The sequence below is a fragment of the Streptomyces sp. NPDC031426 genome (assembly GCF_055581585.1).
This window is the reverse complement of the sequence record NZ_JBVIJE010000079.1, coordinates 1-5,992: the sequence shown is the minus strand read 5'-3', so window position 1 is coordinate 5,992 and position 5,992 is coordinate 1. Positions and strand designations below refer to the sequence as shown.

Sequence of the window (5,992 nt, the reverse complement as noted above, 5' to 3'; positions counted from 1 at the left end):
CTGACCAACAGCACATGATCAGCACCCCGACGCGCAAGCCACCGCGCCACCTCGGCACCCAACGCACCCGTACCACCCGTCACCAGCACCGTGCCCTCGGGCTTCCACGTCCGTGCCGGCGGGGCACCGGCCGCGGAGGCGCGGACCAGCCTGCGGGCGAGCAGGCCGGAGGGGCGGATGGCGATCTGGTCCTCGTCGGCCGCGCCGGAGCCGGCCGTCCGGGACAGGGTGCCGGTCGCACGGGACAAGGTGCCGGCCAGTCGGGACAGCGCCTGGGCGTCCACGGTCTCCGGCAGGTCGATCAACCCGCCCCAGCGTTCCGGATGCTCCAGGGCGGCCACCCGGCCAAGGCCCCAGACCGCCGCCTGTGCCGGGTCCCGGGGCCGGTCTCCGACGGCGGTCGACATCGCGCCACGGGTGACACACCACAGGGGGGCCGTGACCTGGGCGTCGCCCAGCGCCTGCACCAGTACGGCGGTCGACGTCACCGCCAGGGGGCCGTCCAGCAGCGAGATGACGCCCGTGACCGCGGACGCCGCGGTGGTGAGCCGTTCGGCCAGTGCGGCACGGTTGTCCGCGTCGGCCTGCGTCAGCAGGAACTCATGGACGTTCGCACCGCGTTCGGCCAGCCCGCCGCAGATGTCCGCGGCGGCTCCCGTCTCCGGCACGACCACCAGCCATCGGCCGGACAGCCGTGTGCCGGAGGCATCGGCCAGCGGCTTCCACACGGTGCGGTAGCACCAGCCGTCCACTGTCGACCGCTCATCGCGCCGACGGCGCCAGGAGGACAGGGCGGGCAGCATGCCGTCGAGCCACGTGTCCTGCTCGACCTCGAGTTCGGCGGCGACGGCCGCCAGGTCCTGGCGCTCCACGGCCTGCCAGAACCGCGCTTCCCCGGAGGCATCGCCCACCGCGGCGGGCCGGGGAGCGGTGCCCGCGTGCTCGGGCCAGAAGCGGTGACGCTGGAACGCGTAGGTGGGCAGGTCGACGCTGCGTGCACCGGTGCCGGCGAAGAATGCCCGCCAGTCCACCGCGACACCCCGGACGTGGACCTGCGCCAGCGCCCTGACCAGCGCCTCCGTTTCGGAACGCCCCTTACGCAGCACGGGTTCGAACGCTTGGTCGTCGCCGGTGACGCACTCCTGGCCCATCGCCGACAACACACCGTCGGGCCCGAGTTCGACATACGTCGTCACCCCTTCGGCCTCGAGCGTGCGGATGCCGTCGTGGAAGCGCACGGCCTCGCGGACGTGGCGCACCCAGAAGTCGGGGCCGGTGATCTCCTCGGCGGTCGCGAGAGCACCGGTGAGGTTCGAGACGACCGGGATACGCGGGGCCTCGTACGACAACCCCTCCACGACCTTGCGGAAGTCGGCCAGCATGCCGTCCATGTGCGGGGAATGGAACGCGTGACTGACCGTCAAGCGACGGGTCTTGCGCCCCTGCTCCTCGAAGCGGGCGGCGATCCCCAGTACGGCGTCCTCGTCACCGGCCACGACCACGGAGGTGGGGCCGTTGACCGCCGCGATGCTCACGGCGTCGGTCAGGAACGGCGCCACCTCGTCCTCGGCGGCCTGAACGGCCACCATCGCACCACCGGCGGGCAGCTCCTGCATCAGCCGACCACGGGCCGCGACCAGCGTGCACGCGTCGGCCAGCGACAGCACACCCGCACAGTGCGCCGCAGCGATCTCACCGATCGAATGACCGGAGACGAAGTCCGGGCGCACACCCCACGACTCCAGCAGCCGGAACAGCGCCACCTCCACCGCGAACAACGCGGGCTGCGTGTACGCCGTCCGGTCGATCAGCCCGGCATCGTCACCGAACAGCGCCTCACGCAGCGGCAGTTCGAAGTGGGCGAGGACCTGGTCCAGCGCCCGGGCGAACACGGGATAGGCGTCGTACAGCTCCCGGCCCATCCCCAGCCGCTGGCTGCCCTGGCCGGTGAACAGGAACGCCGACTTGCCGCCGGCAGGAGTGCCCTGCACGAGTCCGGTGGTGCTGCTTCCTTCGGACAGCGCGGTCAGCCCGGACACGAGACCGTCGCGGTCGTCCGCGACGACGACGGCGCGTACGTCGAACGCCGAGCGTCCGGTGGCGAGCGAACAGGCGACGTCGAGCGGCTCCGGCCCGGTGTGCGTGCCGAGGTGGGACAGCAGTCGGTCGGCCTGGGCACGGAGAGCGTCACTGGAGCGGCCCGACAGCAGGTAGGGCAGCACGGGCGGCGCCGGAGGGACGGTCGGCCGCTCCGGCTCTTCCGCGGGCGCCTGTTCGAGGACAACGTGTGCGTTGGTTCCGCTGTATCCGAACGAGGAGACACCCGCACGGCGCGGCCGGCCCGTCCGGGGCCATTCCCTGGACTCGGTGAGCAGTTCTATCGCCCCCGACGACCAGTCCACGTGCGGGGTCGGCTCGTCCACGTGCAGGGTCCGCGGAAGGAGGTCGTGCCGCATCGCCAGGATCATCTTGATCACACCGGCGGCGCCCGCGACGGCCTGGGTGTGGCCGATGTTCGACTTCACCGAGCCCAGCCACAGCGGGCGGTCGGCGGGGCGGTCCTGGCCGTAGGTGGCCAGCAGCGCCTGGGCCTCGATCGGGTCGCCCAGGGTGGTACCGGTGCCGTGGGCCTCGACCGCGTCGACGTCGGCGGCGGACAGCCCGGCGTTGGCCAGGGCCTGCCGGATGACGCGCTGCTGCGAGGGGCCGTTGGGCGCGGTCAAGCCGTTGCTCGCACCGTCCTGGTTGACGGCGCTGCCGCGCAGTACGGCCAGCACGGGGTGGCCGTTGCGGCGGGCGTCCGACAGGCGTTCCACGAGCAGCATGGCGACGCCCTCGGACCAGCTGGTGCCGTCGGCGGCAGCCGCGAACGCCTTGATCCGGCCGTCGGCGGCCAGGCCGCGCTGCCGGCTGAACTCGGTGAAGGCACCCGGCGTGGACATGAGCGTCACGGCTCCGGCGAGGGCCAGTGAGCACTCGCCGTTGCGCAGTGCCTGCGCGGCCAGGTGCAGTGTGACCAGCGAGGAGGAGCAGGCGGTGTCGACGGTGATCGCGGGGCCCTCGAGGCCGAACGTGTAGGAGAGGCGGCCGGAGGCGACGCTGGCCGCGTTGCCGGTGCCCAGGTGTCCTTCGAGGCCGTCGGCGTCCCGCAGCCACAGGGTCAGGTAGTCCTGTTCGTTGGAGCCGACGAAGACACCGGTCCTGCTGCCGCGCAGCGTGGCCGGGTCGATCCCGGCCCGTTCGAAGGCCTCCCAGGAGGTTTCCAGCAGCAGCCGCTGCTGCGGGTCCATCGCCAGCGCCTCGCGCGGCGAGATCCCGAAGAAGTCCGCGTCGAAGTACGCGGCGTCGTGCAGGAAGCCACCCTCGCGCGTGTAGCTGGTGCCCTCACGGTCGGGGTCGTCGCTGTACAGGGCGTCGAGGTCCCAGCCCCGGTCGGTCGGGAAGCCCGTGATGCCGTCCCGGCCGGACACCAGCAGCTGCCACAGCTCCTCGGGGGTGCGGACGCCGCCGGGGAAACGGCAGCTCATCGCCACGATCGCGATGGGATCGTCGGCCGCGGCACCTGTCACCGGCACCACGGCGGTCTCGGCCTGCCGGCCGAGGAGCTCACCGCGCAGGTGCGTCGCGAGCGCGGCCGAGGTCGGATAGTCGAAGACGAGCGTGGGTGGCAGCCGCAGGCCGGTCGCATCGCCGAGGAGGTTGCGCAGTTCGACGGCGGTGAGCGAGTCGAACCCGAGCTCCTTGAACGCGCGTGCGGGTTCCACCGCCGCGGGCCCGGCGTGCCCGAGCGCGTTCGCGACCTGGGTCCGTACCAGATCCAGCATGATCCGGTCCTGCTCGGGTGCCGTCAGGCCGGTCAGCCGTTCGAGCAGGTGCGAGGCGCCGCCCGCCGCGGAGCCGACGGTGCCGGCCGCCCGGCGCCGCGGAGCACGCACCAGCCCTCGCAGCAACGGTGACATGGCGCCCGCCGCTTGGCCGCGCAGGGTAGGCACGTCGACACGCATCAGGACGAGAGCCGCCTCGTCGGTGTCCTGGGCGAGGTCGAACAGCGTACGGCCCTCGGCGGCCGACAGCGGAGGCAGACCCGCGCGGCGCAGACGGCGGATGTCCGTCTCGTCCAGTGTGCTCGCCATGCCGCCGGACTCGCCCCACAGGCCCCAGGCCAGCGAACTGGCCGGCAGCCCCTGGGCTCGCCGGTGCGCGGCCAGCCCGTCGAGAAACGCGTTGGCCGCCGCGTAGTTGGCCTGTCCGGGGCCACCGAAGACACCGGAGGACGACGAGAACAGCACGAACGCCGACAGGTCCGCGTCGCGCGTCAGCTCGTGCAGGTGCAGGGCGCCGTCGACCTTGGGCCCGAAGACACGCTCGACACGGTTCGGCGACTGGGAAGCGAACACGCCGTCGTCCAGCACGCCGGCAGTGTGCACGACGGCGGTCAGCGGATGGTCGGCCGGGACGGATGCGATGACCTCGGCGAGCGCCTCTCGGTCGGCCACGTCACAGGCCGCCCAGGTGACGTGCGCACCGAGCGCGCCGAGTTCTGCCGTGAGTTCGTCCGCACCCGCTGCCTCGGCGCCGCGTCGGCTGACCAGCAGCAGACGCCGGACCCCGTGCTCCGTCGCCAGATGCCGGGCGAACAACCCGCCCAGCATCCCCGAAGCACCCGTCAGCAGCACCGTCCCCTCGGGGTCGTACGCCCTGGGACTCTCGATGGCGGCCCCTGCCGCGACCCGGGCCAGGCGCGGCACCAGAAGTTCCCCGGCGCGTACCGCCAGCTGCGGTTCGTCCGCGGCCAGTGCGGTGGGCAGGACACGCCAGGACGCCTCCTCCCCGTCGCAGTCGACGAGGACGAAACGGTCCGGATTCTCCGACACGGCCGAGCGCAGCAACCCCCATACGGCCGCCAGGGCCGGATCGACGTCCGCGTCCCGTTCGGCCGCCGCGACCGCACCACGCGTCACCACGACCAGCCGCGCCCCCGCGAACCGGGTGTCGGCCAGCCACGCCTGCGCCAGCTCCAGCGCCTCCACCACCGCGGCACGCACAGCGGCACCGGAGAGGGCACCCGTCGCACCGATGTGGACGAACACCTCGTCCGGCACCGGAGCACCCAGGTCCACGGCGGCCGACAGCGCCGTCAGGTCCGCGTGAAGTCCGCTCGTCCCTTCCAGGAGGCCCGCCGGGACGCCCGCCGGGACGCCCGCCGGGAACGAGGCCCAGCTGCCGAGCACGGCTCGACGGACACCGGCCACGGCCGCGGATTCGGTCACCGCGGCGGCCTGGTCCCGGCCGGCCGGGAGGTTCACCCACTCCACTCGCAGGACCGACTCGTGGTACGCGACCCGTGCGGCCTGCACCTGATCCTTGGAGACAGCGCGCAGAACGAGCGACTCCACGGTCGCCACGGGCGCCCCCGCGGCGTCCGCGACCGCCAGCCGCACAGCGTCCCCACCCGTCGGTGCGAGGTGCACGCGCAATGCCGACGCACCGCCGGCGTGCAGCGACACCCCGCTCCAGGCGAAGGGCAGCCGCCCGCCACCGGAGTCGTCCAGCACGCCCAGCCCCAGCGCGTGCAGCGCGGCATCGAGCAGGGCGGGGTGCAGCCCGAACCGTCCCGCCCCGTCCACGGCCGTCTCGGGCAGGGCGACCTCGGCGAAGACCTCCTCGCCACGCCGCCAGGCCGCCCGCAGCCCCTGGAAGACCGGCCCGTAGCGCAGACCGGTCTCGGCCAGCCCCTCGTACAGGTTGGCCACCTCGACCGGTTCCGCACCCGCCGGAGGCCATACGGACAGGTCGACGGAGGACCGCTGGGCGCCGGAGACGGCCAGCAGGCCGGTGGCATGCCGGGTCCACGCCTGCTCCGTTCGGGCGTCCTGCGGTCGCGAGGCGACAGTGAGCGGCCGCCGTCCGTCGTCGTCCGGCGCGCCGACCACCAGCTGCAGTTGTACGGCACCCCGCTCGGGCAGCACCAGCGGCGCCTCCAGCGTCAGCT

1 protein-coding gene is annotated in these 5,992 nt (G+C 73.3%); it reads right to left on the bottom strand.

Features of this window, described 5'->3' with window-relative positions:
- The coding region (locus ACZ5NH_RS45095) for a type I polyketide synthase (RefSeq protein WP_468784257.1) at positions 1-5,992 on the bottom strand (5,992 nt) is incomplete at both ends.